This window comes from Endozoicomonas sp. ONNA2 (assembly GCF_024606365.1).
In the GTDB taxonomy this organism is placed as follows: Bacteria; Pseudomonadota; Gammaproteobacteria; order Pseudomonadales; family Endozoicomonadaceae; genus Endozoicomonas.
Genome location: NZ_JAHHPO010000856.1, coordinates 1 through 1,578 on the forward strand (window position 1 = coordinate 1; position 1,578 = coordinate 1,578).

The window sequence follows — 1,578 nt, forward strand, 5'->3', positions numbered from 1 at the left end:
TGCCACCGCACGACTGCATGGATGCAGGAGCTAGAGCAACGCAGGAGCAGTTGCCACGAAGGGCAGTCTATTCTCGGACAGCCTCCTTAAATTTGCTTAAGAGTTAGGTTCCCCAGGAACCGGGGTATTTTTCTGAATGAATGATGGGTGGCAGTATTTTGGGACAGCAGTTGCACTGACGAAAATCGAAAAACCTGCATTCTTTCTCACTTCGAATTGAACCTTTTATAATTGAGATGATCTACACATGAGCATCTGGCCAAATGGAATCGAATGTTTCTGACTACTTGGGCTGGTACTATGAGCTACAACGAGAGCATAGCCGTAGCTATGTGGCAGAGTTTAAAGAAGGCATGGATGCAGGAGACAGAGCAACACAGGAGCAGTTGCCGAGCGTGTCGGCACAAGGAGTCAGAAACATATGTTTTCATATGGTTAACCACTTACATCCCAAAAGTTTTCCAGGTAATGGTATGGTTCCATTTAATCTAACTGATTCACCGGATAGAAATCGGTATCTTGATCAAAGTAACCCGATAAATAAAAGAAATACCCGGAAATTAAGCCGGGGATTTTTTCCAGCAATGAAAAGAGTCTCTCCGTATGCGTTGGAATCCAGTCACCTGCCGACGGGTGAAAAAGTAAAAAAACCAACGACTGCAAGCCTGGAAAGTGGACAAAATTTAGCCACGCATCAGCTTTTGAAAGTACTTTCGGCAGAACAGGTTGATTGGTGCAGTGCATTAAAATTACTGCAAAGGGGAGGAGATCCTTTGGCATACAGAGGTGATGCCTTCAGGCCAAATATATTATTTAAAGTTATTTTCGATATTACAAATATGCCAAAAAGTGCAGTTAACAATTTTTCAACATCAAAAGAGCGGGAATCGTTCATTGAACTTCTTCTGGAAAAAGAGGGCATAGAATCCACATTATTGGAATTTGACTCAACACCTTTTGAAAATACACCATTTACTGCAGCAATTGCCGCCAGAGATAAAAGTTATTCAAGAGCCATATTCAATTATCTGAAAAAAACAAATCATGAGTTGTTGATCACACCAAATAAAAAAACGTTAGAAAGACAATTTGGTAACAATACACCTCTGATATTGGCCATCAAAACAAATAATGAAGAACTGGCTTTGGATTTAATCCCTTTTTATAACCATCATTCATTGCGCAAGCGTATGACATGGGCAAACAGTAATGCCCTTGAGTTGGCCCATTTAGCGAGATTTAACCGTCTGCTTCCAGTCATGACAGGAATAGCTCAAGGCCTTACAATGGATGAAGCAACTCACCTTCAATCATTATATGATCATTGTCCCCGTCGACAGGACATATGGCATGATTTATATGAAACAGACATGTTTCTCAATGATCAGGGCGAGTTTATTGAAGACAGAGAGAGAGTTTCAAACCCTGGTCTTTACCATACTTCAAATTACCTTCGAACATGAGCAGTTCATTAGCTAAAACGACAAAAAATAAGTAGTTGGCCAAATGGAATCGTATATTTATGGCTAAGTGGACAGTTACTATGCAAGGCGCAACGTAGGGAGCATAGCCTTAGCT

At 40.9% G+C, this 1,578-nt stretch carries 1 protein-coding gene; it reads left to right on the forward strand.

The genetic code is table 11. The features are described from left to right. Positions 1 to 263 precede the first annotated feature (263 nt). Positions 264 to 1,463, forward strand: coding sequence for a hypothetical protein (locus tag KDK14_RS15175; RefSeq protein WP_257266015.1), 1,200 nt, complete (start codon positions 264 to 266; stop codon positions 1,461 to 1,463). Positions 1,464 to 1,578: the final 115 nt, after the last annotated feature.